Below are 26,609 nucleotides of genomic sequence, written 5' to 3' on the forward strand. Positions count from 1 at the left end.
TTTAATAAGCAACGACGGCTCCGTCTGTTCGCGCTTCTGTGCCGCCGTATAATACACCGGTTTGTTCATCTCTTAAAATAATCTGCCCTCTTCCAAACGTATGTCTGCTCGTAGCCACATGAATATCATGCCCTTTGCGTTCTAATGCTTCTACAATATGTGAAGGCATTTCTTTTTCCACAAGAACCTTTTTATGTTCAATCCACTGCCATCTTGGTGCATCTAAAGCTGCCTGAGGATTTAGATGAAAATCAATCATATTCATGATGACTTGCACATGTCCTTGCGGCTGCATAAATTTACCCATTACACCAAATGAACCTACAGCACTTTTATTCTTTGTTAAAAATCCAGGAATAATGGTATGATAGGTTCGTTTTCCAGGCTCTAACCGGTTATGGTGCTGTGGGTCTAACGAAAAATTGTGCCCGCGGTTTTGCAGGCATATGCCCGTATTAGGTACGACAAGTCCTGAGCCAAAATCCATGTAATTACTTTGAATGAATGATACCATGTTTCCTTCTCCATCAGCTGTAGCCAAATAGATCGTGCCGCTATGAGACGGCTGTCCGGCTTCGGGAATAAGCGCTTTTTCACCAATCAGCCCTCTGCGCTTGTTTGCATAAGAATCATTCAACAAATCTTCAACTGCTACTGTCATTTTATCAGCATCTGTAATAAATTTTTGTCCATCTGCAAACGCTAGCTTCATAGCTTCAATTTGCTTGTGGTATGTATCGACAGAATCTTTGGCATCAAAAGAAAAACCTTTTAGCGTATTTAAAGCTAAAAGCGCAATAAGACCTTGGCCGTTAGGGGGTATTTCCCACACATCGTATCCTCGGTAAGAAGTTGAAATCGGCTTTACCCACTCTGCTTTAAAAGCTGCTAAATCCTCTTTTGCTAAAAATCCGCCGTGTTTTTTCGAAAAAGCTGCTATTTTATCAGCTAAATCCCCTCTGTAAAAAGATTCTCCATTCGTTTCGGCAATTTCAAGCAGCGTAGCAGCATGGTCTGGTGATCGCCACATTTCCCCTACCTTAGGAGCAGATCCATTGTTAGTAAATGTCTCAAACCAGTGTTTATATTCGTCACCTTTTAACGCGTGTGTAAATCGTTCAAACGCTCGTTCCCAATTGTACCCTAAAATTGGGGAGATTGGGAACCCTTCTTGCGCATAAGAAATAGCCGGCTGCAGCACTTCTTTTAACGGTAGCCGGCCAAAGCGTTTTGACAGCTCCACCCACGCACTCGGGGCACCTGGGACCGTAACAGGAACAAAACCGCGAGCCGGCATCTCTTTTATCCCCATGGCGCGCAGAGTCTCAATAGAGATAGAAGCAGGAGCAGGACCGCTCGCGTTGAGTCCATATAGTTCTTCATTTATCCACACAAGAGCAAATGCATCTCCGCCAATTCCATTTGAAGTAGGTTCTACCACCGTTAAACAAGCTGCGGAGGCAATAGCAGCATCTACTGCATTGCCTCCTTTTTTCAACATTTCAAGACCCGCCTGAGCGGCAAGAGGCTGACTAGTTGCTACCATTCCGTTTTTTCCAAACGTGCACGTACGCTGCGATGCATATGGGTGTGTGAAAAAGTATTCGCTCATAGAAAATCTCCTCTTTTCTTTATATGGTGAATAACGAATCTTTACAGACTAGACAACGCTACTTCTTCCTCATAAACTTCTAAAGCTGCTTGCAGAGCAGAACCTGCATTTACGCTTGCCCCGTTTCGAATAAGCACTGCTTCAAGACCGGCTAATGTAAAGAGAACGTTGTCTTTACGGCAGCTGTATCCCATGGTGCCGATACGCCATATTTTTCCGTGCATCGGCCCAAAAGAACTTGCGATTTCAATTCCAAATTGTTCAAGAAGCGTAGAACGAACTGCTTCCCCGTCAATTCCTAATGGAATTAAGACGCACGTAACGGTTGGAACTTTTGAGTGCTCATCGCCAAATAAAGATAATCCCATTGCTTTAATTCCGGCTACGAGTGCTTTTTCGTGGAGACGATGCCTTGCAAATCTTTCTTCTAACCCTTCTTCTAAAATAACGCGCAGTCCTTCTCTTAAAGCATAGAGCATGGACGTTGCTTCCGTGTGATGATTTAGCCTGCGCTCACTCCAATAGTCTTGAAGCTGACTCAAATCAAAATAGTTGCTGATAATATTTGGACGCAGACGAACAGTTTGAGCATCTGCTTTTGTCGCAATTCCTTTTTCAACTTTTTTACGTTCCATGATAATTTTTTCAATACGATCATTGTACGTAATAGGTGCCATACCCGACGGAACAGATAAACACTTTTGTGTACCTGCAATCAATGCGTCAATGTTCCACTCGTCTACTTTTACATCCGTACCGCCGATAGTAGCTACTGCGTCGACAATAAATAAAACATCTTGGTCGCGACATGCAGCACCAATTTCTTTAAGAGGCTGCATTCTTCCTGTAGACGTTTCGCCATGAACCATTGCAACGATTTTTGGGTTTACTTTTTTTATTTCCTGGATTACGGTCTCAGGGTCAAACACTTCTCCCCATTCGCATTCAATATTGTGTACCTCAGCTCCGTAGCGCTCGGCAATTTCCGTTAATAAATAGCCGAAGCGGCCGAAAATCGGGACGAATACTTTATCGCCCGGTTCAACTACACTTGCAAGAACTGCTTCAATCCCAGCTCTAGACGTTCCATCAACGGGAAAAGCCCATTTGTTTTTGGTTTGAAATAGCTCACGAAGCATTTCCATCGTTTCGTTCATAATGCGCGTAAATGCGGGGTCGAACTGACCTAAAATAGGTGTTCCTAATGCTCTTAATACGCGTGGATCTGCTTCTACGGGGCCTGGTGTCATAATCGTACGCGGCGGTGTATGAAGCTGTTTTGTTATAGTCATGTCAAATTCCTCCTAGTAGGCAAGTTTATATAATAGTTCTATTAATACCTTTACTCCTTTTTCTAACTGTTCTCCTTTGGTGAATTCCTTTGGGGAATGGCTGATTCCATCTTGGCTCGGGACGAATAACAAACATGTGGGAACTCTTCGCCCGAATACCTGCGAGTCGTGTCCTGCACCGCTTACTAATTCTCGGGAGGAGATATTCTTTTCCGAGGAAATAATTTTGGAAAGTTCAGATAATTGTTCGCTCATGGCAACAGGTTTTTCATCCATCCAGCAGTTGAGATTCACTTCTAAATCCCCTGCTGTTCGCTTGATAATTTCCTTCATTTCTCGTTCTGCTTCTTGTAAAACCTTATACTCATGATGTCTTATATCGACCGTGAATTCTACATATCCTGGTATTACATTCGGTGCATTTGGAGAAAGTGTAATTTTTCCAACCGTTACGTATAAAGCGTTATGATATTTTTCGCTCAATTCAATAAATGCCTTAGCGAGTTTGCAGCTCACATAAAATGCATCTTTCCGGATGTTCATCGGGGTTGTGCCCGCATGGTTACTTTCACCTTTAACAGATACTGTAAATCGTTTCTGCCCGACGATACTAGAAACAATTCCGATATCGCAATGAGACATTTCAAGCTGCTTTCCTTGCTCGATATGCAGTTCAATAAAAGAAGCGATGTCCGTGCGGTATGGCTCGCTGTGGAGGCCTTCTCCGAAATTGAGTTGTTTCATTGCGTCATCCAGCTTAACCCCTTCTTTATTTATAACATGTTTTGCATCACTTTTGCTGTGTAATCCATTCATATTACCTGATCCCCAATACGTAAGAGGAAATCTGCTACCTTCTTCTTCACAAAGTGATACGACCTCTAAGGTTTTTGTAGGGGAGCCATAATGCGCATATAGGTACTGCAGAGCAATGATACCTGCCACAACACCAAAAGCCCCGTCATATTTTCCTCCGTTTATCACGGTGTCGATATGGGATCCTGTTAAAATAACTTGTTGTTCTGGACCCGTTCCTTGCAACCGTCCAAATAAATTTCCTACATCATCGTAATACGTTTTGAGGTGAAGTCCCTTCATTTTTTCTTCCAATGCCTTTTGAGCTGCATTCCACTGTTCCGTATATAAAAGCCTCGTGACACCTTCTTTTTCATCTAACCCAAACTGTGACAACCAGCTAATGTTTTCTTCGATTTGCTGACAAAGCTTAGATTTTCCCGTCATATCTGCAACCATTGCTATCCCTCCTGCTATCTTCATTTTAAGAAAATGACTGATTGTTTTCATTAACACTTCCTACAATGATTTAGTGTTTTTTTGGCTATTATCACTAAATACACAAAGTCTTATATACGTTACTTTTTCTAACGTTATATGTTATTTATTTTATCTTACAGAATTAAATAAACTTCTTCATTAACAATTTATACATTTTTTTCTGAAAATTTTATTTATTTTAACTAAACTTTCTTATAAAATAGAAGGTAGATAAAAATACGCGCAGGGAAATGTGAGAATTTTTAACAAAAGGAGTAATGAATAATGGAACTACAAACTCTTTTACGCATTCCGATTTATGAGAAAGCATCTGTAGTAGCCGGACAAAAAGGGGTCACCCGCAAAGTACATAACGTCAATATGATGGACGCACCCGATATTTTATCTTTTTTAAAAGAAGGAGAATTTTTAATTACAACGGGTTATCACTTCAAAGAACATGAAGAAAGCTTAGCAAAACTTGTAGAAGGAATGGCTAAAAAGAAATGTGCAGGATTGGCCATAAAAACGAAGCGTTTTTTCGAACACGTGCCTGTTTCTATTTGTCAGCTAGCTGATGAACTTCACTTTCCAATCATTGATTTCCAAACGGACGAAACGTTAGGCGCGGTTATTAATGAATCTCTCAGCTTTATTTTAGATAAAAAAACAGCCGAGCTTCAGCAAGCGATGGTCACACATCAGCTATTTTCCTCATACATCTTACAAGGAAAAGGCATTGAGAAAATTATGCAATCCATTCAAACGTTATGCAATGCTCACGTTGCCCTTTTTGATACCCATGGCCATGAACTCTTTTACACAAACAAACGCGAACCTTTTTCGCTCCCAATGGAAGAAGCGGTAGCGGGCGCTAAGCAGCTGTTTTTACGAACGTCAAAATATACAACCTTTTCCTTTTTGAACACAAAAAAAACCGTTACGCTTTTTCCGATTGCTACTCATACGAGAAAGTACAGTTATTTATTTATTGAACACCAAGTTTCTTTATCCGATTCAGCGCTCCTAACGATCGAACAAGCGACAAACGTTTTATCCTTCGAAATGATGAGACAGCAGGCTTTGTATGAAGCTGAAAGGCGACGAAAAAACGATTTTTTCAATCAGCTTGTTAACAATTATTATAAAACGCCTGAGGATGCTTCCTTTCAAGCACAGATGATGGGCTTATCAGCAGGAAACAGCTATATTTGCGCCGTTGGGAAAATTCATTCTACATTCACGCCTTACAGCGATGATGATATGATCTATGAGCTCCTTCAATATGAGTTATCAGCAGGTCCTACAGAGGCCGTTTTGTTTTTCTATGACAATCTTTACATTCTCTTGTTTACACCTCATTCTCAACCTATGATTATAGAATGCTTGCATCGCTTGCAGGAAGCTGTTTACCGTCACTATGATAAGCGAATGTCATTTGGAATTGGAAACCAAAGCCAATCCCTACTTACAATCGCTGACTCATATAAAGAAGCTGTTGAAGCTCTTGAAACCATCCATTTTAAAGATCAGTCAAAGCTTATTCAATTTTATCAGCCAAAACAGTTCAAAGAGCTGCTGAGGTTGCTTCCAGCAAACGATTTACAGGATTACTATTCTCAAACATTAGAAGGTTTGCTGCAGTACGATAAGAAAGATCGCTCCATCTTACTTGACACGCTTGAAACATATCTAAATTCCAATTGCCAAATCTCAGAGACTGCTAAGCAGTTATTCGTTCACCGGAACACGGTAATCTATCGAATCGAAAAATGCGAAGAGTTACTAAAAAGACCTATTCACACGTCAGAGGAAACCCTTCGGCTGCGCGTAGCTTTTCAAATTTTTTCTCTTGTGCATGCCAATTAAGTATAACTACAATAAAAAACGCCTGAGTAGATACTCAAGCGTTTTTTATTGTAGTGCATATTATTTATTTCGCTTTTAATTTAGACTGTACTGATTGTAATTTCCCAGCCATCGTATGATTTTCTTTATCACGGCGATCATCAATTCGTAAATTTGTACACACGCGCTGAATACCATTTTCAAAAGGTACTTCATGCATCTCTTGAACAATTTTTAGCAGCGTGCTTAATTCCCCTTCAATCAATGTATTCATAGGGGTTAATTGATATGTAATTTCATCTTCATGCTTGGCCAGCACTTTTTGAATATCAGCTACGTACTGACTCACGCTTGGCGTTTCCGTACCTACCGGAATAATGGTTACATCTACAATAGCCATGTTATACACTCCTTTTGTTTATTCTCCAATTATCATACCAAACGACACAAAAATTTCCTACTTTTACGTTTACGGTGCATAGAAAAAAGGAATAGTTATGCAACTACTCCTTTTTGTTACACTCTTATAGGTAACGCTTTGCTCCTAAGTAACGTTTTGACCAGTAAGAGTTGCTTAATGATGTGATTGTTACGCCTGTTGAAGAACCTGCATGCATGAATTGACCGTTTCCGATATAAATTCCAGCATGGCTAGCTCCTGGTTGGTACGTTTCAAAGAAAACGATATCTCCAGGCTGAGGTGAACTTACACGCGTACCAGTTTGATAGATACTAGCAACTGTACGAGGAAGACTTACACCTACTGCATTGCGATATACATAGTTAAGGTAACCACTGCAATCAAATCCTCCAGGCGCAGCTCCGCCCCAAACATAAGGTGTTCCCATAAAACGTTTACCGTATGAAATAACTTTTGAAGCTGAGCTTGAGCTTGTGCTGCTTCCTGTTGATGTTGAAGGTTTTGAGCTGCTTGAGCTGCTTGAGTTTAATTTATTTAGCGTATCCGGACCCGCTTCTCCGTCTACTAATAAACCATTTGCACGTTGAAATGATTTTACTGCACTTGTTGTAATTGAGCCAAAGTATCCTGTTACACCAGCTGAGAAGTAACCTTTATTTTTTAGTTTTTGCTGAAGGCTGCTTACTGCTGAACCTTTCATACCTTGACGTAAAATAGTTGAGCTGCTAGAGCTAGAACCGCCAGTTGAAGCGCTAGAACCCCCATTTTTTAATTTACTTAACGTAGCTGGACCCGCAATTCCATCCACAGACAGTCCATTTGCACGTTGAAATGCCATTACTGCATTCTTTGTAATTGAACCGAAGTATTGAGTTGTAGTTCCTTTAAAATAGCCTTTATTCTTTAGCTGTTGCTGTAAAGATTGTACGTTTGGTCCTGTTGAACCAACGCGCAGCAATGAGCTTGAGCTAACTGATGAACTTGATGAGCTTCCGCTTCCTAGCAGTTTATTAAATGTAGCTTGACCTGCAATACCATCTGCTGATAAACCATTTGCGCGCTGAAACGATTTTACTGCGCTAGTCGTGATTGAACCGTAATAGTTTGTTGTTGTACCATATGTAAAATAACCTTTGTTTTTTAATTTTTGCTGTAATTCTTTCACATCTGAATTACTTGTTCCTGGGTGCAGCGTAGCATCTCCTAAAGCAGCTTCACTAATTGTAGGTACTACTGTTAAAGATCCACATAACGCTAACGAATATATCAACTTTTTCATAAAAAAAGGTTCCTCCAATGCCATAATCTACTAATCTATAAGACGTTTACATTGTAACAACACATTATTACAAAATAACATCACTAATATTACATTTATGTTACAGGAAACGACAGTAGCGCAGCCGTATGGTGTATATTGTCGTAGTTTATTGTCGTTTAACACTTAATAAGTTCGACAAAAAAGCTAATATATTCCAATATTATTCCTTTTCCTACACTAATAATAGGTAAAAAATCACCCGTAACATTATCTTTATATTTCAAAAAAAACAATTTATTTTTTTTTGAAATGTGAAACTTTTTTTAAAATTATTCGTTTAGTGGATTTGTTCCCCTCTTCAGCAAAACAGCTTTTCTTCTAAAAATTTATATTATTTCCATATTAATGAATAAAAAAGCGCGTGCTGAAAAAAATAGTCTTGGTTATGTTTTAAATAAGGAGGATTATTTTATGAGCCATAAAGGCATTCATGGTACAAATGTTAGCGGATCAGGTGACTCGGAAGACAAACGCTATGCAAACGGAGAGAACGAGCAGACGCTTACGACGCGTCAAGGTCACCCCATTCGTGATAACCAAAATTCTCGAACGGTAGGCAACAGAGGACCTGCTACTCTTGAAAATTACCAGCTGATTGAAAAACTTTCGCATTTTGATCGTGAACGTATACCGGAACGTGTTGTTCATGCCCGAGGAACGGGAGCTCATGGATATTTTGAAACGTACGGAAAACTTGGGGACGAGCCCGTTGAAAAATACACCCGCGCAAAAATTTTTTCAGGAGCAGGCAAACAGACGCCCGTTTTTGTCAGATTTTCTACCGTAACTCATGGAAAGGACTCTCCAGAAACGATGCGAGACCCAAGGGGATTTGCTGTAAAGTTCTATACAGAAGACGGGAACTGGGACTTAGTAGGAAATAACCTTAAAATATTTTTTATTCGCGATGCTATTAAATTCCCTGATTTGATTCATGCTTTTAAGCCCGATCCTGTGACAAACCGTCAAGATACCGAGCGTATTTTTGATTTTATTTCTCATACACCTGAGGCTATGCATATGATTACTTTTTTATTTTCACCTTGGGGAATACCTGCTAACTATCGGCAAATGCAAGGTTCCGGTGTTAATACATATAAGTGGGTAAACAAAGATGGCGATGCCTTTCTTGTTAAATACCATTGGGAACCAAAACAAGGAATTAAAAATTTGACCCAAAAACAAGCAGAAGAAATTCAAGCTAAAAATATCAGTCACGCCACTCAAGACTTGTATGAAGCGATTGAGAGCGGTAACTACCCCGAGTGGGAACTTTGTATACAAATCATGGAAGATGGAGAGCATCCTGAACTGGATTTTGATCCGCTTGATGACACGAAAATTTGGCCGGAAGACCAATTTCCATTTCTTCCAGTAGGTAAAATGGTCCTAGATAAAAATCCAAGCAACGTATTTGCTGAAACGGAGCAAGTCGCATTTGGTACGGGTGTGCTTGTGGATGGGCTAGATTTTTCTGATGATAAAATGCTGCAAGGAAGAACGTTTTCTTATTCCGACACGCAGCGTCACCGCGTGGGAACAAACTACTTGCAACTGCCTATTAACGCGCCGAAAAAACATGTAGCAACAAATCAACGAGATGGTCAAATGGCCTATCATGTAGATGCAGCTCCTGGTCAGAACCCGCATGTGAATTATGAGCCATCTTCTCTTGGAGGTCTTCAAGAAGCGCATGATCATCCAAAACCTCATCAGCCTTATGTTGAAGGGAATGTAAAAAAAGAAAAAATTGACCGTACAAATGACTTTAAGCAAGCTGGTGAACGCTATCGTTTATTAGAAGACTGGGAACGTGATGAGCTTATTCAAAACTTAGTAGACGGTTTAAAGTGCTGTCACCATACCGTTCAAACAAAGATGATTGAGCTTTTAACTCAATGTGATTTTGACTACGGCAATCGAGTAGCTAATGGTATCGGTCTTCTCATGCATGATGATGGTTCTTTAGAAATTGAAATGGGAGCAGAAATGACTCCTACATATGGGAAATTGCCAAAAGAAGGCGGTTCACCGTTAGGAAGCAACAAAGCTGCTGATGCGGTAGAAGAAGCTAATGAAAAAGGAAAAGACGCCCATCCTTATTAACAAAAAACATCCTGCAGCGACAGCAGGATGTTTTTTGGGTTAAACGCTTATGACCAAGTAACGGCAAACACGTGGTAGTCATTTTTTAACTGTGGCGCATCAATGGGTGTCCCGTGCTGATATCCTTGTGTAACTCTTTTAGGATGTAAGGGTTGAACCCATTCTTTCACTTGCTGGTTTGTACCATTTGCTAAAATATATACACAATCAGAAAATGCCCCGTCATTGTTTGGACTATCAACTTTTAGTACTTCCACTAACACATCTTGGACACACGTTTTTCTCTGAATACATGTAAGCGTATGGTAGATGATATCAGCGGACACATCGTTATTTAAACGAAAGCCCACCTTTTTTTGTTCAAAAAAAGACGAGAATGAGACGATTGGTAATGTCTTTTTTTGTTCATACGCTTGAGATAAAATCTTGACAAGAACTTCTCCACTCAAGATGATCCCTCTTTCTAAAAAACGCTTCATCACAACATATGTGAGCATTGGTTATGCTCATAGGATAATATATTATCATAGTTTAATTCTGTGGTGTTAGTCTTTTTTGGGGTTTTTACACTGGGAATTATACCCGCCTATTTCTTGCGTTTCCCCGACGTTCTCGCTACTAGCAAAAGAACGAATAATAAAATAAATACCCCTGCTCCTACAAACATATCGTACAAGAAATCCAGCATCATACTCCTCCTTTTCCTCCAAAAAAAACGCTGTTAAAACCAAGCGTTTTAACAGCGTTTTTTCGTTAGATAAAGCCTAGCATATTAATAAATACAATGATAATTAAAACAGGTGCGATGTATCGAATAGCAAGAAGCCATAAAGAGAACCAGCGCTTCACATTCGTCGAACCATGCTTAAACTCTTCAATTAACACATCTTTTTTCATCTTCCAAGGAACAAAGATGGCAATTAAAAGAGCACCGAGAGGCATAAGGATATTACTTACAAGAAAATCAAAAGCGTCAAAGATGCTTTTTCCAAAGATCGATACGTCACTTAATAAACCATACGATAGTGCTGAAGGTATTCCTACCACAAAGATTAGTAAGCCCGAAATCCAAGATAGCTTTATGCGCTTATGCTGCTCTCCTTTGGCTAATGAAGCAACAATAATTTCTAACATCGAAAACGCAGATGTTAAAGTAGCAAATAAAAACAGCGCCAAAAAGAAAGTTTGAAACACAATTCCGAACGGAAGCTGTTCAAAAATAGAAGGCAATACAATAAATAAAAGACCTGGTCCTTCCGTCGGCTTTACGCCCATTGAAAAGACTGCAGGGAAAATTGCCAAACCTGCTAGTAAAGAAATCAAAATATTTAACGCTGAAATTGAAATAGCCGATTTTGGCAAGTTTTGCTGTTTGGACAGATACGAACTGTACGTAACCATAACCGAAACGCCTACGCTAAGCGAAAAGAATGCTTGTCCCATTGCAAACAAAATGGTTTGGGAGGTAAGCTTTGAAAAATCTGGATACAAAAAGAAAGATACGCCTTCCATCGCTCCGTCTAATGTTAAAGAACGAATAATAATAATAATAAATAAAATAAAGAGAGCAGGCATTAAAATTTTGTTTGCTTTTTCAATACCATTTTGAATACCTCTTGCTACTACAACAATTGTTAAAAGAAGAAAAACAAATTGAGAGATAACAGCATTTGTTGGATTAGCAATGGTCGAGTTAAATAAACTCCCGTAGTCACTTACTCCATTGAGCTGACCCGTGACGCTTGCAAAAATATATTGTAAAATCCATCCTCCTACTACACTATAGAAAGATAATAAAATGAAGCATGTAATCACGCCTAAATACCCGATTCCTTTCCAAAGAGAACCGGGAGCAACTGCATCATAAGCACGAATTGCTTCTTTTTGTGTATGTCTACCTAGTACAAATTCAGCAAGCAAAAGCGGCAAACCAATAATTGCTGTAAACAAGATAAACAGTAAAAAAAAGGCCCCTCCTCCGCTTGTTCCGGCTACATAAGGAAGTTTCCAAATGGCTCCGATTCCAATTGCTGAACCGGCGGATGCCAAGATAAAGCCGAGTTTTGATGTCCATTGTTCGTTTTGACTCATGTTTTCTCACCATTTTTCTTTATTTATTCTGATTTGTCATACTATATCACACAACCCTGCTGTCGAAAAGGGTTTTTGTTGTTTTAACCCCCATCATGTGTTATGAATAATATGTAGGTTTCATGATTTATTTTCGTAACTAAAAAAAGTTTGACAGTTAGAGGTACAAAAAATGACAAATCAACAAGTAATACAGCAGCAATTTTTAGATAAGTTCCTTGACTTTATCTTAGTAAAATGTCCAAACTGCGAACTATGTGCGCGAGTTGTAAAACTGGATAAAAAATTGAGCGGGTCAACGCACTCATGCACGTGTCCTCACTGTGGTTATCTAGACGTCATCAGCGCTGAGGGCCAAGGACCGTTAGAACTTTCTGAAGCAGTAGATCCTTTTTTTCAGCTTCCGCTTTACTTGGAAACAATCTGCCCTGAACGTCGACTTTGGGCTTATAACTTAGATCACCTTCAATATATTGAATCTTATATTGAAGTTAAAACATGCGGGGCTTGTTTCGACGAGCTGTCGGTTGAACACTCATTGCCAGATTGGGTAATTCATAAGCAGGAAGAAGCACTAAACGAAATTCAACGTTTAAAAGACACCGTCTTTTGCACATTCAAATGAAGATAGAAAAGAAACGTTGCCAAAGAGGCAGCGTTTCTTTTTTACGAAGAACTTTCTTCGGTAAGTTTTCTTCGATAGTCCCCGGCCTTGTCGAACTCTTTTGCGGTGCCGACGAAAAAGTAGGTTACCGTATGATTTTTGTTACCTTGAGTCGTGCCATGAATCATCTTCCCTTGCTTCAATTGCTTTCGCTCTCCATTTTTATTTACATAGAAATATTTATTTCTTGCCCAGCCGCCGCCGCTTAAAAGCGTTTTGGTTTTCCCGACTCCCTGCTCGTTTACTTTAAATACAGTGTAGTCTCCTTCTGTCTTGCTAGGATTTCCGTTATCTTTATCATATTCGACCATAACCCATCCTTTGTACCCTTCTGGTATAAGGAAAATGCTCGGTTGAGACGTTTCATCTGGACGTCCACATCCAGATGCGATTACGATCAATAAAAACAAAATGAGCCACCTTTTCACTTTTCCCAACTCCTTTCTTAATAAAAGACGTGTCTCTATACTGCTTTTAGTTTTTGTTGAAGGTAAGATTATATTCTTTTTGCACCCCTCAATTTTTCCCAGTTTATCCAGTCAAATATGCTATATTTACGTATTGTTTGTCACACACTATTAGCAGGCGTTTACAATTTATATGGGAGGATAACAAAAATGAGCTATGTTTTTTTATTTATTTTGCTCTTTGTCATTCCGCTTTACACACAGCAAAAAATTGTTCGTGCCGACCGTGAAAATACACGTATATTATTACTAAGTGAACACGAGCAATCTGGACATAAAAAAAGCGATTCCCCGTAAAACAGGAATCGCCTCCTTTTAATATGTTAAGCTTCCAGCGACAATAAGGCCAACGGCTATCGATGCTGCAAAAAGAGTTACTCCAACCGCTACATTTCCTTCTTCTACTTTTTTGGCTAGGCTCGTTTTAGGCGTCATAATAAATTCAATAATCCAATATGTCACTACTTGAGTAATGATACCTACTACTCCCCAAAGAGTTGCATCTACCAAATTTAAGCTGTTGCTCCACACAGTGAAAATGACAATAGCAAGCCCAATTCCTTTTCCCCATAACTTCAAAGCGACTGCGACATTTCCTTTTTTTATGAGTTCACGATCATTAAATTTTGTTGTTAATTCAAATACGATTACTCCGATAAATAATAGCACTAATCCTACCGCTACGTGAGATAAAAAACTCCCTATACTAGCCCAATCAATCCATTGTGTCATTTTTAGTTCCCCTTTTCATTTTAATCCAATCGGCAAATAATACGATTCGTTATCTGTAATTTGATTTCCAGCTCGAATTCCTACTGCACTTGCTTTTCCATTTAATAAAAAGCACCCGTACATGATATGAGCCTCTACTGTTTTCGTTTGCGTCTTCATTTTTGCAGTTGGCAAAGGAATAAACTGTTGATATACAGCCGTGTATTCTTGATATGTCTTATGCTGATCTTCGTCTATTTTGATTCCGTCTTCATTATAAATTTCAACGGTATCTCCCTCACGACCAAACGATGGTTTCTTCACAAATGCTTGTTTTCTTTCAATAAATGGATCTTCTTCTAAATACGTTGGTAAAAAGTATGTTTCAATAATGTGATGCTCTTCTTTAGTGAAGAAAGGATGATGTTGTTCATACAAAGCCCAAATGAGTGCTTGCACGGCTTTAGACTGCAGTAAAAATGCAGAAGGCGGATTGATTATGGCTACTTGTTTTTGCTGTGCCAATGTTAAAAGCATGTGTCCGACTTTTTCATGCGTACTCGGATCTTCATCTTCAATTAAATGTTCAAACGGATAAGTTTGGCGATAGAGTACGTCTATTTTTTGTCCATGTTGATCATACACGCCCGCTTCTATATGTTCACCTTCTTCAACTGTAGAGGCAGGGACAATTCGAAGCTGCGATAACGGAACGTATGTAGCATCTACACGGGCTAGCTTCATTAAATAAAGAGTGGTTAGCTTATCTTCTTCATGTGTATCATGAGAAGAAAAAACGACGTTTGGATAGTTCGTTCTATCGAGCTCGTTATAAGCTTCAAAAATGGCGTGTTTTAATGCTAAAGCAAGCTTTTTTTCTTCAAGCTTATTAGGGTTTTGAACCTGAAAATGCCGACAGACTAACTCATTTACATGAAATAATTCTTTGATGAATGTAGGCGTATCCGCATTTAGTTCTAAAAGCTTGATTTGATCAGCCGTAACAGCAAAATCAAGGCGTGAAATAACACTTTCTGTTTCCATCGTTTTCAGTCGCAGGTACGGTAAACTGGCTTTTGGAAATCCTAAAGAAAGAAGCGTCTGATCATCTAATGAACGAAGTAAAGGTGCCGTTTTAAAAAATAGTTCCCCGATTTGATTTGCTGCTTCTTTAATAGAATGAATGATGTGAGAAGACTCCATATGTACGTCATAAAGAGCATACTCTGTTCCATATAAGTCGTACCAAAAATCTTGAATTTCTTTATAAAACATTTCTCGCTTTTCTTTATGCATTACCCGCCAAAACCGCCTTTAGAGCCGCTCCCAATTCCAGATTTATACGAGCTGCTTGATTTAAATGACTTATAGGACGACGATGAGGTCAGCTGTTTTTTAGACCCGTAGTAGCGCCCTCCGTGATAATATGAACCGCTGTGCGAAGAAGAAGAATCTGAACAGTAGTACGTTTTCGTATCTTCATCCCATTTCCACTTGTCGCACGATTTATCTTTCGGTTTAGCCGGTCTTGCCTGATCAGTTGAACCACAGGCAACGAGCGATGTCATTAAAGCAGTGGTCAAAACCCCCGCCATCATTTTTTTTGTTTTGGACATTACGCCTTTCCCCTTTCATACGTTACGCCTGTTTTTGTTACATATAAACTGTATACGCTGCGATCTTCATCAATTTCCGCAGAGTCTCTTTCCCATTCCCATCCATTATAGTATGTATAAACTGTTCCGATATAGCTTAATACGTCCAAATGCGTATAAAATGAAGAGACGAATAAAACTGGATGTCCTCGAAGAGAATTTAATTCGCGGACTTCTAACGTAATCTCTCTGTGATCATCTTCTGCTTGCTCTTTCGGTCCATTTTCATGTTCTTTTACATAAACAATATGGATATCATCTTCGACTGCAGATGAAGTTTGTTTATACGTTACTCCTTCTTTAACAAAAAATTCGCATTCTCTTCTTGCTAAAATTTGTTCAAGTTCAATAGACTGATAGTGATAAATAGATACAAACGTATCGTCAGGCTTTAGCAGTCGGTATTCTAACTTTGCCATTGTGCAACTCCTTTTGTGACTTTTTTGTGAACGTTCTTTAATAAATACGCACAGATTTTCAAAAAGTTTCAATTTTTCTCATATTAAAAGGCTTAGCTTTAAATAAGCTAAACCTTTATTTTTTTATCACATCTGTCACAACTTCATAACCGCCTGTGTATGGGTCGAATACATATTCAAGCATGCCGTTTCCACGATTAACTTTGAATAGATACCTGTATTTTTTAGGGCTGTCTTTTGCTGGATATACGTATTTTCCTTTTTGGAACTGACTTAGCAAGAGCTGTTCTCTTTGCGCAAGCATTTTTTTTGCTTCATTATAACCATACAGCGGGAGATTTTTGGCATAGAGAACCGGTACGAATACAAGTACAACGACTGAAATCGTAATAAGCCCTTGTTTAAACCACCGCATAAACCTCTTTGGATTTCGCGAAAGTAACATCGTTATGACAATTACTATTAACAAAGGAACAATATATACTTGCACATACGGAATGTTTGCAAATACAGGTCGATTAATCAACAAGACAATTACTTCGATAGCTGCTACTAATACTAAAATAAAATAGACCACTTACTCTTCACACCTCGACGATTCAATGAATTTTATATGTGTTAGAAAGTATTCCCACTCATGAATGAACTCGTCTATTGTATCATAAGACGCAAAAAAAATATCTACGCTCGTCTATTTTACGGTATTCAGATACTAAAAGAGATTGAGACATAACAAAATCATCCCAATCTAAAGACGAGCATGAGATAAATACGCTAGTATGCTCCCTTGTTACACCGTTGTTGACTTCCGTGCAAGGCTTCGTTTTCCGAGGGCGACCACTTTTGCCGTGTCTCACATGTTCCGCTTTTTACGCGTAAGTCCTCGCCTTGCCCTCCGGCCAACAGCTAGAGGCCACTACATACATGAAACTGCCTTCACTCTAACCATAAAAAAATCTGAACACATTTGATTCTCTATACAGAATCAAACACGTTCAGATCTTTCTTTAACTAAGCTATTTTTATTCCATCCTTTTATTACGAAACTTCTACGTTTCGATTTTGATTATATTTTTTCCCTTGTAAAAATGAGTAAACGATTGCTGCTGCCCATACAATAAGGATAAATGCGTATACAGCTATCTGCGTTGAGCTGCTTGATACCCATGTATTTAAGAGTGTTCGAGCATTTGTTAAAATGATAAACCCACCAACAAGCGAACCAAGCAAGTGAGCCGGGATAATACGAACAAACCATGCAGCAATCGGAGCCGCGATAATTCCGCCAATCATAAGAGCGCCTACCCAGAACCAGTTTACCTGCTCCCAGCCAAGAGAAATTAAAAAGCCAAGTGTAGCCGAGACGGCAATAGCAAATTCACTTGTATCAACGGTTCCAACGACTTTCCGTGCTGTTGTGCCTTTTTTAGCTAGCAATACAGGCGTTGCAATCGGCCCCCAGCCGCCTCCTCCTGTAGCATCAGCAAATCCAGCAATTAATCCTAACGGAATGGACTGCTTCGTCGATAAAGGTTTGGTGCTCTTTTCTTCGTTTGTTTTCAACGTAAATAAAAAGCGAAATAACACATAAACTCCTAGGAGCAATAAGAATGTTGAAACGTAAGGTCTTACTGCATCTCCAGGTAAATTACTTAGAAAGCAGGCTCCTACAAAAGCCCCGATGGAACCAGGAATAATCAGTTTTAAAACCATCGATTTATCTACGTTGCCAAATTTAATATGTGAAACACCAGACGCTGCTGTTGTTACAACTTCTGCCAAGTGAACAGATGCCGAAGCCACAGCTGGTGCAATTCCAAACGTTAAAAGTAGGGTAGTTGATGTCACCCCGTACGCCATTCCAAGTGATCCGTCAATTAACTGAGCTAAAAAGCCAATAAGTGCAAACGTAATTAACTTTTTCATGTTGTCCCTCCACTTTAATCTTCTGTTAGAGAGCACAAAAAGGCCTCCAACAGTTGTTTGCTAGAAGCCTTCGGTATGTCCGATCAGCTGTCCGTTTTATAAATAAGTTGTTTATATTGTAATCCTAACTATTCCTAGAAGTCAACTGTGTTTTTAGTTTTTCTTTTAGTCTATGTATGCTGCTTGGTTATAGTATCAGTAAAATAAAATTCTTCTTGTTAAGTCAACAACATAAAAACGACCGCTCACTTAATAAGGGCGGTCATTTTTATGCATGTCTTGCCAGTGAGCTAGCACTTCAGGTGGTAAACTCACATCTTTATCTAATGACGTCACATCCATAGAAGTAGGCTCATCGCTATTTATCACTTTTTCTACCCAATCTGGCTGTACAACTAACGCTTGTTCAATCGTAATTAAAGCCAGACCTTGCTCAAAAGCTTCTGCGACTTCCGTTGCCGTAAGTCCTCCTGTACCCACAAGAGGGACCCGGTAATTGACGTGCTTAATGATCGAAGAAAGCAGTGAATGATTTTCTTCCCTTTTTGAGGTAGGTTCATGCAAAGCACTGATATGTAAATAATCAATTTCTGTATGAACAAGACGATCAATCCACTCAAATGTATCTTCCACTTTATTTCCTAAATAGCCTTTTTCTTTGGGCGCTAATGTATATCCCACAATAAATGGTTTGCCCGCATGTGCTGCTCGACGCGTCACTTCACGAATAACTTCAAGTGCAAAAGTGAAGCGGTTTTCTGCGCTTCCTCCATAAGAATCACTTCGTTCATTGGCTTGCCTTGACGTAAACTGCTGCAGTAAACATTCATTTCCTCCGTCAATTTCCACTCCATCAAACCCTGCTTCCATAGCTCTTGTGGTAGCTTCGCCAAACGCTTGAACAATATAAGTTATATCGCGCTCGGTCATTTGAACAGGCTTTTTTCCTTTACGTTTGTGAGGCTTTTCACTAGGGCTAATTGCTTGCCACTTACTTTCCATTTCTACGCACTTTCTTCCCCCGTGCGATAGTTGAAGAATCGCTTTAGCTCCTCTTCTATGAATCATTTGGGTTAGTTGATGAAGCTTTCGTATGACCTGATCACGATGAATTCCGATTTGACCATGTGCTACTTGGCCATTTTCTGTGATAAACGCGGGGCCGATAATTACCGTACTGACGCCCCCTACTCGTTTTTCGTAAAAAGTCAGATCGATATCGGATATTTCCCCGTTTTCTCGTGAAGCGTATGTGAGTATAGGTCCCATTGCTAATCGGTTTTTCATCTCAAGAGCATCAACAAATTTAAAATGTTTAAATAACTTTTCATAGGCCGTCTTCAATTGATTCACACCTTTTTTCCCTTAGCTTGCCCATCTATAAGCGGAGTAGACATAGGCATAAAAAAAGAAATACCTTTATCGGCATTTCTTTTTACGTTGTTTTTCTTATTTTTTTGACCGGATAAAATACAAATTCGCTTTTTCCGACAATTCGTTTTTCATCAATAAGACCTAGACCGTTGCGGCTATCCATACTGTACAGACGGTTGTCACCCATTACAAATACTTCGTTTTTAGGTATTTGTACGGGTTCAAAATCTCCCGTAAGCTCCATATCCATGTTGTTGGCAATTTGACGATTCGTTTTTAAATAAGGTTCACTTACTTTTTTATCATCAATATAAAGCTGATCTTTTTTCATTTCGATTTTTTCACCTGGCAGACCGATTACTCTTTTTACATAATGCTTATTCTTAGCCTCATCTTTAATAATCACAATATCTCCGCGGCGAATATCATGGAGCGAATACGACAGTTTATTCACGAACAACCGCTCTCCGTTATGCAGCGTTGGGTTCATTGAAGCGCCTTCTACAATATACGGAGAAAATAAAAATGCGCGAATCATAAATACTAGAGCGATAGCGAAGATAATAGTTTTGAATATGCTGCGTAATTGATCGCTTTTTGTTTTTTCCGTAGTCAATATGCTTTGTCTCCTTTGTACAGCTCACTTTTCTTATGTAAAAAAGCAAGAAACCTCTTACTTTAACACTTATTCTAACTTAACCATAGAAAGAACTGAAATCAAATGTTTTATGTTATGTAAAAAAAGAACCTCTAACAAATGTTAGAGGCTTACATTACGCAAGTTTCGTCTTTACATCTCTTATTATAACATTAATTATATAAAAAAAGACTACCTTTTATGTAAAAATTATGTTTTTTACGCAAACTTAACTAAATCTTCACATTTAAAGGCGTTTCTCCATGTATAAAAAGTTGGGAGATACAATACTCTATAATCTCTCTTCGCCGCACGAGTCCAATAAAAATGTTTTGATCATCTACAACTGGCACAAAATTTTGTTCAGACGCGCGTGACAAAATACTTTCCATTTCGTCGTTAATGGTGATAGCTTCGTAATCGCGATGTCTTGGAACCTCCTCAATTCGTAGGTGTTCTAACTCATGGAGTTCTATATGTTCTAAGCTTTTTAGCTTCCATAACAAGTCTCCTTCTGTCAAAGTCCCTACATATTCTCCTTTTTGATTAATAAGCGGCACAGAAGAGTAGCGATGATACTCCATTTTCTCCAATGCTTGACGGATTGTTGACCGTGTCGATAGGGTAACCACTTCTTTTTTAGGAAGTAAAAAGAACGCAATATTCACTCATATTCTCCTTTTGTTATATATGCATTTTATTTTTGTTGTTTTGCTGAATCTGAAACAATATGAATATCGATGTTATGAGTCTGTCGCATAATTGTATTCACAATAGAGCCTTTTCGAATCTCTTCCCATCTTGTCCTCGCTGATTGCCCTAGTAAGATTTGAGTAACGCGATACTGCTTGGCTACGTTCACAATCACTGCAGCTGGTTTTTGCTTTTTAGCTTCTTCAACAATTAGCGATGCGTGGAAACGGTCAGCGAATGCCTGCCACTGTTTGATTTGTGTTTTCTCCCTCTCAGTCTGATCGCCTTTAAAAACATGGAGCAGCAGCAAATCTGCTTTCAATCGGTTCGCCATTCTCCAGCCTCTTCGAATCAATTTTTCAGCTGTTTCACTGTATTGAATGCACACTAAAATGCGTTCGCAAATACCTGTTACACCAATTTCATGGGAATGAATGAGCTTACCGTCCACTTCATCCGCTATTTCTCTGAGCGTTAATTCACGAAGGGCATGGAGATTTGCGAGCTTAAAAAAAGACTGCAGGCTTTGTTCAATTTTATGGACTTCGTATATTTTGCCTTCACGAAGACGCTTTTGCAGCTGTTCCGGTGTAACGTCGACAAGTTGAATTTCATCTGCTTGCTGAATAAATAAATCTGGCACCGTTTCACGAACTTTTACTTGGGTAACAGCATATACGAGGTCATGTACGCTTTCCATATGCTGAATGTTCATTGCTGACATAACTGAAATACCTTGGTTGAGCAGGTAAGAAACATCTTCAAAACGTTTTTTATGGCGGCTTGTCGGTACATTTGTATGAGCGAGTTCATCGATAAGGACAACTTTTGGCCGCCTTCTTACAATCGCCAGTAAATCAAGTTCTTGTAATTCTTTTCCTTTATAAAAAACGGTTTCTCTTTGGATTACTTCTAGATTTCCAATCATCGCCTTAGTCTCATTCCTGCCGTGTGTTTCTACATATCCAACTACGACATCTACGCCTTCTTTGACTAAGTCATGCGCATCTTGAAGCATTTTATAAGTCTTCCCTACTCCCGGTGCGGCACCGATGTAGAGTTTAAGCTTTCCGCGCTTCTGATCATGAAGTTCACGCAATAGTTCTTCCGGAGTTTTTCTTCGAAAGTATGGATGAGCTTCTTTTTCTTTCATTGTTCGTGCTCCTTTATCACACTCGCTTCAGTGCATGAAGCGAGTGCGTGTAATTAGCGTTCTCGTTGAACAGCTAAATTTAGCTCTACTACATTTACTCGTTTTTCACCAAAAGCCCCTTGCTGAGTATGTTCTTTGATTAACTCTTTTAGCGTCTGGGTTTTAATATGGGCTGCTTTTGCCACGCGCTCTACTTGTGCATATGCAGCTTGTGGCGTAATATCCGGATCGAGTCCAGAAGCCGAATTCGTGACGGCATCAATCGGAATCCCTTCTTTTGGTACCTCGTTTTCTTTTTTCCACGCCGCTACGGATTTCTCGATACGATTCGTAAGGTCTTTATTTGAAGGTGCTAAATTCAACGAGCCAGACCCTGCCCCGTTATAATCAATACTAGAAACTCTGCCGTGAAAAAATGCATTGCTTGTAAACTGCTGCCCAATCAGCTTAGAACCGATAACTTGATGATTGTTTGAATAGATTAGGCTGCCGTTTGCTTTACTTGGAACAGCTGTTTGAGCAATACCTGTCATCACAACAGGATAAATAAGACCACAAAGTATCATCATCATAATCGTTAAGCGAACAATAATGCTTCCCGTTCGTTCTGTTTGTATCATCGTTTCTTCTCCTCTACATCACAAATGAAAGTAATAAGTCAATCGCTTTAATCCCAATGAATGGAACTAATACCCCACCTAATCCGTAAATGAACAAATTTTTTCGCAGCAGTGCGTTAGAACTCATCGGCTTATAGGCAATTCCCTTCATGGCTAAGGGAATTAACAGCGGGATAATGACCGCATTAAAAATAAGCGCTGACAATACAGCAGATAGAGGTGAATTCAGCTTCATTACGTTAAGAGCCTCCATTTGCGGAATCGCCAAGGTAAACATCGCTGGAATAATCGCGAAATACTTAGCAATATCGTTTGCGATGCTGAATGTAGTTAAGGCACCCCTTGTCATTAATAGCTGTTTTCCGATTGAAACGACTTCAATGATTTTAGTGGGATCCGAATCCAAGTCCACCATATTTGCTGCTTCTTTAGCAGCTGAGGTTCCGCTGTTCATTGCTAAACCAACGTCAGCTTGAGCAAGTGCAGGGGCATCGTTTGTTCCGTCACCTGTCATCGCAACTAGCTTGCCTTGCTGCTGTTCGTATTTAATCACTTGAATCTTGTCTTCTGGCTTGCATTCCGCAATAAATTCATCTACTCCAGCTTCTTTTGCAATAGTTGCTGCGGTTAGCGGATTATCTCCTGTGCACATGACTGTTTTAATGCCCATTTTACGAAGTTCATCAAAGCGTTCTTTCATTCCTGGTTTTACCGTGTCTTTTAAATAAATCAAGCCATAAATTTTATCATCGGCGGCGACGGCAAGCGGCGTGCCACCAGCTCCTGCAATTTCGTTCGCTTTTTGCTGTAAATCAGAGGGAACCTTCCCGCCATTTGACTCTACCCATGCCGTGACGGCGTCCACTGCTCCTTTTCGTACAGATACATTCTGTAAGTCAATGCCGCTCATTCGCGTTTCAGCTTTGAATTCTACAAACGTTCCCTGCGTTTTTCTAAGGTCTTCTACTCCCATGCGAGTTTGGATAAAATCAACCACCGAGCGTCCTTCTGGTGTTTCGTCGTAAAGAGAAGAAACAAACGCCCATTTGTACAGTTCACGTTCGTCTACGCCTTCTACAGTCGTTAACTGATGAGCCATTCGGTTTCCAAACGTAATGGTGCCGGTTTTATCTAAAATAATTGTATTGATGTCACCAGCTGCTTCTACTGCTTTTCCTGACATAGCAATCACGTTAAACTGCGTGACTCGATCCATTCCAGCAATTCCAATGGCCGATAATAATCCTCCAATCGTCGTAGGAATAAGGCAGACGAGCAGTGAAATTAAAATAGCCGTGTCGAGTTGAAAATGTAAATAGTTTGTAAAGACAGGAAGCGTCACAACAACTAGTAAAAAAATAATCGTCAAACTTGTCAAAACCGTGTTTAGCGCAATTTCATTTGGCGTTTTTTGACGCTCTGCTCCTTCAACAAGCGAAATCATTTTATCTAAAAACGATTCACCTTGCTCACACGTAATTTTAATTGTAATTTCATCGCTGACAACTCTTGTACCTCCAGTTACAGAGTTAAAATCCCCGCCTGCTTCTTTCATAACAGGTGCCGATTCACCCGTAATAGCCGATTCATCAACAGACGCCAGTCCTTTAATAATTTCTCCATCTCCAGGAATCATTTCGCCTTGTGAAACGACGACGATATCTCCTTTTTTTAGTTGCGATGCCGAAACTTGTATCATTTGCCCGTTTTGAAGCTGATTAGCTGTAATATCGCCTTTAGATTTCTTTAATGAGTTTGCCTGTGCTTTTCCTCGACCTTCTGCTAATGCTTCTGCAAAATTAGCAAAAACAATGGTAAAAAATAACACGAGAGATACGGCAACATTAAATCCTGTGCTTACTGTACTTTCTCCGAAAAGGTCCGGAACAACGGCTAAAAAAAGCGTAATTATAAACCCGATTTCTACTACGAACATGATAGGGTTTTTTATCATCGTTCTTGGGCTGAGCTTGATAAAAGCCTGCTTTACTGATTGAATAAAAATCGATGAAGCTTGTGTATCCACAGAACCTTGAATATGACTGTTGCGATCCAATTCAATATTATTTGCAAAATTCCGTTTATTCATTATGATCCTCCGCTTTCTTGATTACAGTGTTAAATACTCAGCAACCGGCCCAAGCACAAGCACTGGGAAAAACGTAAGTGCTCCTACAATAACGGTAGTTCCAATTAAAATGCCGCTAAATAAAGACGTATCTGTTTTAAATGTCCCAGGTGTTTCGGGAACAAGCTGTTTGGATGCTAGTGAGCTCGATACCGCCAGCATCGTAATTAGTCCGAAGTAGCGTCCAATATACATAACGATTCCCGTTGAAATGTTCCAAAACGGCGTTGCATCACCGAGTCCTTCAAAGCCGGATCCATTGTTTGCTGCTGACGACGTAAATTCATACAGTGCCTGACTTAACCCGTGAAAGCCTGGATTTGATATACCTTCTATTCCTAAATGAGTGGTAAGTGCTACAGCTGTTCCTCCTAAAATTAGCAGCGGTTGCAAAATAAGCGTCACGGCGATTAGCTTCATTTCTTTTCCTTCAATTTTTTTACCTACGTATTCTGGTGTTCTTCCAACCATTAAACCTGATAAAAATACGGCGATAATGACGTACATCATGACATTCATAAATCCTGCTCCGACACCGCCGAATACGGTATTTAACATCATATTTCCAAGCGTTAACAACCCGGTAAGAGGCGTAAGAGTATCGTGCATGGTGTTGACTGCACCTGTTTCACTTGCTGTCGTCACGATGGCGTAAAGCGTCGACATGCCGACACCAAAACGGACTTCTTTCCCTTCCATATAACCGTTCGCTTCGTTCAAATGAAAAGCATCAAGTCTTGGATTGCCACCCCACTCTGTTACGAACGCTGTGCTTAAAATAACGATAAACAGCATACTCATCGCTACAAACAAAATGCGGCCTTGCTTACGCTTTCCGATCATTTTTCCGTATGTGAAAGGAAGTGCTGTTGGCAATAAAAGCATAAGGACGATTTGTAATACATTGCTCAACGCGTTAGGATTTTCAAATGGATGAGCTGAATTGACACCAAAAAATCCCCCTCCGTTGTTTCCTAGCTCTTTAATTGAAAGAAAAGAAGCAACTGGTCCCCTTGCTATTTGCTGTGTTGCCCCTTCTATTGTATGGGCAGTAACCGTTCCGCTTAACGTTTGAGGGACACCTAAAAACATAAATAAAATGCCTGTTATAAAAGCGATAGGAAGTAAAATACGCGTAATTGACTTTACAAAATCAACAAAAAAGTTTCCCATTTCTTTCCCTGCCAGCCCACGAATAAAAGCGATTGCTACTGCAAGTGCCGTTGCTGGTGCAGCAAACATCATAAATACAATGGCGGCCATCTGCGAGAAATAGGACAATCCTGATTCGCCGCTGTAGTGCTGCAAGTTCGTATTTGTCATAAAACTAATGGCCGTGTTAAAAGCAAGTGCCGGATCCATTCCTTTGATGTGGCTTGGGTTAAACGGCAGTACCCCTTGAAACCGGAAGATAAGGTACACCACAAAAATCATAAACGTATTCGCCAAAACAAGAGCAAATGCATATTGCTTCCACGTCTGATTAAGCCCTTTAATTCCTGCTGCTTTAAACATCACCGTTTCTATCTTTCCTATCAAGCTAGTGTTTTTATCGTTTGAAAACACATTCGCTATATAAATACCTACGGGCTTTGCAATAAGCGCTACAAAAACAAGCAGCAGCGCAACTGATAGTAGAAAAATCCCCACTTTTTATTCCTCCGCTTATTAAAATTGTTCTGGATTTAACAGTACATATACTAAATAAATTAAAACGAGAACTGAAATACCTGACAAAATGAACGACATGTTCACTTCTCCTCTCTGTCGTCTACTACATGAGACGACCAGCGAATAATTCCGTACATAGCAGTCGCTAATAAGGCAAGCGTTCCAAGCATCATCATATCCAAGTTGCTTCCTCCTAACTGTTTCCTGACAAAAATGATAGCTTCTAAGTTTAGTGACGGTTTCTTTTCATAAAGCATCACGTCCAAAAAAGCTAACCGCGAGACGTGATGCTATTTTTTTCCACTAAAAAACCGCAGAAGAGAGTTCTCTTCCGCGGTTTAATGCACGACAAATAAGCCGTGATTGACACGAATTTTTTACTCCCAAAACGCTTACGGAGTTAGCTGTCGGATTCGGGTTATGGAAGTAACCCTACTCAGTTAAGAGATTCACCCCTAGTACATACGTACAAAATATTGGGTCCCCCGCTCATAATTGATTAAGCGTATATTTGTTATTTAATTT

General features: G+C 39.6%; 25 protein-coding genes, 1 pseudogene and 1 riboswitch. Of the genes and pseudogenes, 4 read left to right on the forward strand and 22 right to left on the reverse strand.

Annotation, left to right across the window (positions count from 1 at the left end; all coding sequences use genetic code 11):
* Position 1 precedes the first annotated feature (1 nt).
* From ggt to allC, 3 genes are read right to left on the reverse strand one after another with little or no spacing between them, the layout of a single operon-like run.
* Positions 2–1,612: a gamma-glutamyltransferase gene (gene ggt / locus CEQ83_RS14915; RefSeq protein WP_028412784.1), complete on the reverse strand. Its 1,611-nt coding sequence runs from the start codon at positions 1,610–1,612 to the stop codon at positions 2–4.
* A 41-nt stretch (positions 1,613–1,653) separates the two neighbouring features.
* Positions 1,654–2,904 carry a pyridoxal-phosphate-dependent aminotransferase family protein gene (locus CEQ83_RS14920; protein ID WP_028412783.1) on the reverse strand — a complete coding sequence of 417 codons (1,251 nt, stop codon included), beginning with the start codon at positions 2,902–2,904 and terminating at the stop codon, positions 1,654–1,656.
* A 12-nt stretch (positions 2,905–2,916) separates the two neighbouring features.
* Positions 2,917–4,158, reverse strand: a complete 1,242-nt coding sequence (gene allC, locus CEQ83_RS14925) for an allantoate deiminase (RefSeq protein ID WP_224980593.1) — start codon at positions 4,156–4,158, stop codon at positions 2,917–2,919.
* 306 nt (positions 4,159–4,464) lie between these two features.
* Here allC and CEQ83_RS14930 point away from each other — a divergent pair, with 306 nt between their 5' ends.
* Positions 4,465–6,048 (forward strand): PucR family transcriptional regulator, encoded by a 1,584-nt coding sequence (locus tag CEQ83_RS14930; RefSeq protein WP_028412781.1) that lies wholly within the window; start codon positions 4,465–4,467, stop codon positions 6,046–6,048.
* Positions 6,049–6,112: 64 nt separating this feature from the next.
* On the opposite strand, the gene CEQ83_RS14935 is transcribed toward CEQ83_RS14930, so the two are convergent.
* Both CEQ83_RS14935 and CEQ83_RS14940 read right to left on the reverse strand, forming a co-directional pair.
* A complete protein-coding gene (locus CEQ83_RS14935; RefSeq protein ID WP_013057706.1) occupies positions 6,113–6,427 on the reverse strand; it encodes an MTH1187 family thiamine-binding protein in 315 nt (104 codons plus the stop codon).
* A gap of 124 nt (positions 6,428–6,551) precedes the next feature.
* Positions 6,552–7,727 (reverse strand): C40 family peptidase, encoded by a 1,176-nt coding sequence (locus CEQ83_RS14940; RefSeq protein WP_028412780.1) that lies wholly within the window; start codon positions 7,725–7,727, stop codon positions 6,552–6,554.
* A 453-nt stretch (positions 7,728–8,180) separates the two neighbouring features.
* On the opposite strand from CEQ83_RS14940, the pseudogene CEQ83_RS14945 reads away from it, so the two are divergent.
* Positions 8,181–9,705: pseudogene (locus CEQ83_RS14945) on the forward strand (catalase); the annotation flags it as partial.
* A gap of 217 nt (positions 9,706–9,922) precedes the next feature.
* On the opposite strand, the gene CEQ83_RS14950 reads toward CEQ83_RS14945, so the two are convergent.
* Both CEQ83_RS14950 and CEQ83_RS14955 read right to left on the reverse strand, forming a co-directional pair.
* Complete coding sequence (locus tag CEQ83_RS14950; RefSeq protein ID WP_224980258.1) at positions 9,923–10,324, reverse strand: hypothetical protein; 402 nt, start codon at positions 10,322–10,324, stop codon at positions 9,923–9,925.
* A gap of 304 nt (positions 10,325–10,628) precedes the next feature.
* Complete coding sequence (locus CEQ83_RS14955) at positions 10,629–11,966, reverse strand: sodium-dependent transporter (protein ID WP_028412777.1); 1,338 nt, start codon at positions 11,964–11,966, stop codon at positions 10,629–10,631.
* A 172-nt stretch (positions 11,967–12,138) separates the two neighbouring features.
* Here CEQ83_RS14955 and CEQ83_RS14960 point away from each other — a divergent pair, with 172 nt between their 5' ends.
* Positions 12,139–12,591: a hypothetical protein gene (locus tag CEQ83_RS14960; RefSeq protein WP_028412776.1), complete on the forward strand. Its 453-nt coding sequence runs from the start codon at positions 12,139–12,141 to the stop codon at positions 12,589–12,591.
* 41 nt (positions 12,592–12,632) lie between these two features.
* Here the strand turns inward: CEQ83_RS14960 and CEQ83_RS14965 are convergent, their stop codons facing one another.
* Positions 12,633–13,058, reverse strand: coding sequence for a DUF6843 domain-containing protein (locus CEQ83_RS14965; protein WP_033580617.1), 426 nt, complete (start codon positions 13,056–13,058; stop codon positions 12,633–12,635).
* 189 nt (positions 13,059–13,247) lie between these two features.
* Between CEQ83_RS14965 and CEQ83_RS27100 the strand changes: the two genes are divergently transcribed.
* Positions 13,248–13,394: a hypothetical protein gene (locus CEQ83_RS27100; RefSeq protein WP_165351762.1), complete on the forward strand. Its 147-nt coding sequence runs from the start codon at positions 13,248–13,250 to the stop codon at positions 13,392–13,394.
* An 18-nt stretch (positions 13,395–13,412) separates the two neighbouring features.
* Here the strand turns inward: CEQ83_RS27100 and CEQ83_RS14970 are convergent, their stop codons facing one another.
* From CEQ83_RS14970 to kdpF, 14 genes are all read right to left on the reverse strand, one after another.
* On the reverse strand, positions 13,413–13,829 hold the full coding sequence (locus CEQ83_RS14970; RefSeq protein WP_034327662.1) for a DUF350 domain-containing protein: 417 nt from the start codon (positions 13,827–13,829) through the stop codon (positions 13,413–13,415).
* A 15-nt stretch (positions 13,830–13,844) separates the two neighbouring features.
* A complete protein-coding gene (locus tag CEQ83_RS14975; protein ID WP_098113294.1) occupies positions 13,845–15,104 on the reverse strand; it encodes a glutathionylspermidine synthase family protein in 1,260 nt (419 codons plus the stop codon).
* Positions 15,104–15,424 (reverse strand): hypothetical protein, encoded by a 321-nt coding sequence (locus CEQ83_RS14980; RefSeq protein WP_028412772.1) that lies wholly within the window; start codon positions 15,422–15,424, stop codon positions 15,104–15,106. The genes CEQ83_RS14975 and CEQ83_RS14980 overlap by 1 nt, the downstream gene beginning before the upstream one ends.
* Positions 15,424–15,882, reverse strand: a complete 459-nt coding sequence (locus CEQ83_RS14985) for a hypothetical protein (protein WP_028412771.1) — start codon at positions 15,880–15,882, stop codon at positions 15,424–15,426. Before CEQ83_RS14985 ends, CEQ83_RS14980 begins: the two co-directional genes overlap by 1 nt.
* 115 nt (positions 15,883–15,997) lie before the next feature.
* Positions 15,998–16,459, reverse strand: a complete 462-nt coding sequence (locus CEQ83_RS14990; RefSeq protein ID WP_013083806.1) for a hypothetical protein — start codon at positions 16,457–16,459, stop codon at positions 15,998–16,000.
* A gap of 461 nt (positions 16,460–16,920) precedes the next feature.
* Positions 16,921–17,808 (reverse strand): sulfite exporter TauE/SafE family protein, encoded by an 888-nt coding sequence (locus tag CEQ83_RS14995; protein WP_028412770.1) that lies wholly within the window; start codon positions 17,806–17,808, stop codon positions 16,921–16,923.
* Positions 17,809–18,057: 249 nt separating this feature from the next.
* Positions 18,058–19,161 (reverse strand): oxidoreductase, encoded by a 1,104-nt coding sequence (locus CEQ83_RS15000; RefSeq protein ID WP_223546159.1) that lies wholly within the window; start codon positions 19,159–19,161, stop codon positions 18,058–18,060.
* 82 nt (positions 19,162–19,243) lie between these two features.
* The gene (gene lepB, locus CEQ83_RS15005; RefSeq protein WP_028412768.1) at positions 19,244–19,798 is read right to left on the reverse strand and encodes a signal peptidase I; all 555 of its coding nucleotides are present in this window, start codon (positions 19,796–19,798) and stop codon (positions 19,244–19,246) included.
* 254 nt (positions 19,799–20,052) lie between these two features.
* Entirely contained in the window at positions 20,053–20,487 is a 435-nt protein-coding gene (locus CEQ83_RS15010) for a CBS domain-containing protein (RefSeq protein WP_098113293.1), read from the reverse strand.
* Positions 20,488–20,516: 29 nt separating this feature from the next.
* Entirely contained in the window at positions 20,517–21,665 is a 1,149-nt protein-coding gene (gene kdpDN, locus CEQ83_RS15015) for a KdpD-like non-kinase potassium sensor (RefSeq protein WP_099000321.1), read from the reverse strand.
* Between the two features lie 53 nt (positions 21,666–21,718).
* The gene (gene kdpC / locus CEQ83_RS15020) at positions 21,719–22,285 is read right to left on the reverse strand and encodes a potassium-transporting ATPase subunit KdpC (RefSeq protein ID WP_028412765.1); all 567 of its coding nucleotides are present in this window, start codon (positions 22,283–22,285) and stop codon (positions 21,719–21,721) included.
* Positions 22,286–22,298: 13 nt separating this feature from the next.
* On the reverse strand, positions 22,299–24,374 hold the full coding sequence (gene kdpB / locus CEQ83_RS15025) for a potassium-transporting ATPase subunit KdpB (RefSeq protein WP_099000322.1): 2,076 nt from the start codon (positions 24,372–24,374) through the stop codon (positions 22,299–22,301).
* Between the two features lie 21 nt (positions 24,375–24,395).
* Positions 24,396–26,057, reverse strand: a complete 1,662-nt coding sequence (kdpA, locus tag CEQ83_RS15030) for a potassium-transporting ATPase subunit KdpA (protein WP_167387334.1) — start codon at positions 26,055–26,057, stop codon at positions 24,396–24,398.
* Between the two features lie 24 nt (positions 26,058–26,081).
* Entirely contained in the window at positions 26,082–26,162 is an 81-nt protein-coding gene (kdpF, locus tag CEQ83_RS27820; RefSeq protein ID WP_099000324.1) for a K(+)-transporting ATPase subunit F, read from the reverse strand.
* A gap of 297 nt (positions 26,163–26,459) precedes the next feature.
* A riboswitch (cyclic di-AMP (ydaO/yuaA leader) is annotated at positions 26,460–26,600 on the reverse strand.
* Positions 26,601–26,609: the final 9 nt, after the last annotated feature.

This window comes from Priestia megaterium, from assembly GCF_009497655.1.
In the GTDB taxonomy this organism is placed as follows: Bacteria; Bacillota; Bacilli; order Bacillales; family Bacillaceae_H; genus Priestia; species Priestia zanthoxyli.